This is a genomic window from Sphingomonas sp. DC4900 (genome assembly GCF_049896485.1).
In the GTDB taxonomy this organism is placed as follows: Bacteria; Pseudomonadota; Alphaproteobacteria; order Sphingomonadales; family Sphingomonadaceae; genus Sphingomonas; species Sphingomonas aquatilis.
In genome coordinates this window covers 1-1342 of record NZ_JAFCUK010000041.1, presented here as the reverse complement: position 1 = coordinate 1342, position 1342 = coordinate 1, and the positions used below count along the sequence as shown (strand labels likewise).

1 protein-coding gene is annotated in these 1342 nt (G+C 67.5%); it reads left to right on the top strand.

Annotated features, from left to right (window positions below):
• The coding region (gene istA, locus ACP690_RS18025) for an IS21 family transposase (protein WP_426289884.1) at positions 1 to 1342 on the top strand (1342 nt) is incomplete at both ends.

Below are 1342 nucleotides of genomic sequence, written 5' to 3'. Positions count from 1 at the left end.
ATCCGGCGCGAGCACGCGTCGGGCAAGGCCATCAAGGCGATAGCGCGGGACCTGCACCTGTCGCGCAAGGTGGTGCGCAAGGCGATCCGGGCGCCGGAAGCGGACATGGGTTATCGGCGAGAGGTGCAGCCGCTGCCGAAGCTGGGGCCGTTTCAGGCGCGACTGGATGCGTTGCTGGAGGAAGATGAGGCACGGCCGCGGCGCGAGAAGCTGCGCCTCACGCGCATCCACGACCTGCTGCTACGCGAGGGGTTCGATGGCTCGTACGACGCGGTTCGCCGTTATGCGGCGCGCTGGCGGCAGGCGCAGCGTCGCGACGTGATGAATGCGCCGGCGTTCATCCCGCTGCTGTTCCGGCCGGGCGAGGCTTACCAGTTCGACTGGAGCCACGAGGACGTCGAGATCTCGGGCAAGCCGATGCGCGTGAAGGTCGCGCATGTCCGGCTGTGCGCGTCGCGGGCAATGTATGTGCGGGCCTATCCCCGCGAGACACAGGAGATGCTGTTCGACGCGCATGCACGGGCGTTTGCTTTCTTCGGAGGCGTGCCGACGCGCGGCATCTACGACAACATGAAGACGGCGGTGACGAGCGTGTTCACCGGCAAGGAGCGGGTCTTCAACCGTCGCTTCCTGGTCATGGCCAACCATTACATGGTCGAGCCGACCGCCTGCTCGCCGGCGTCGGGCTGGGAGAAAGGTCAGGTCGAGAACCAGGTGCAGACCGCACGCGGTCGCTTCTTCCAGCCGCGCCTGCGATTTACCGGCCTCGAGGAGTTGAACGGCTGGCTGGAGGCGGAGTGTCGGCGCTGGGCAGAGTTGCACCAGCATCCCGAGCAGAAGGAGCTGACAGTCGCCCAGGCATGGGCAGCAGAACGGGCGGTGCTCCAGCCTGTTGTCGCACCCTTCGACGGCTTCCACGAGAGCGAGCATGCGGTAAGCGGCACATGCCTCATCAGCTTCGACCGCAACCGCTATTCCGTTTCTGCCAGGGTGGTGCGACGTGCCGTCCAGGTCCGCGCCTATGCCGACCGCATCGTCGTGCGCTGCGACGGTGAAGTCGTCGCCGACCATCCCCGGTTCTTCGGCCGCGACCGGACCATCTACGACCCGTGGCACTATCTGCCGGTGCTGGTGACCAAGCCGGGTGCCCTGCGCAACGGCGCACCGTTCCAGGGCTGGGAGTTGCCGCCTGCGCTGGCACGACTGCGGCGCAAGCTTGGCACCGGCGACGATGCCGACCGGCGGTTCGTGCGGGTGCTGGCAGCGGTGCTCGACGACGGGCTGGAGGCGGTAGAAGTGGCCGTGCGCGAAGCATTGCTGGCCGGCGTCGCCAGCGACGACG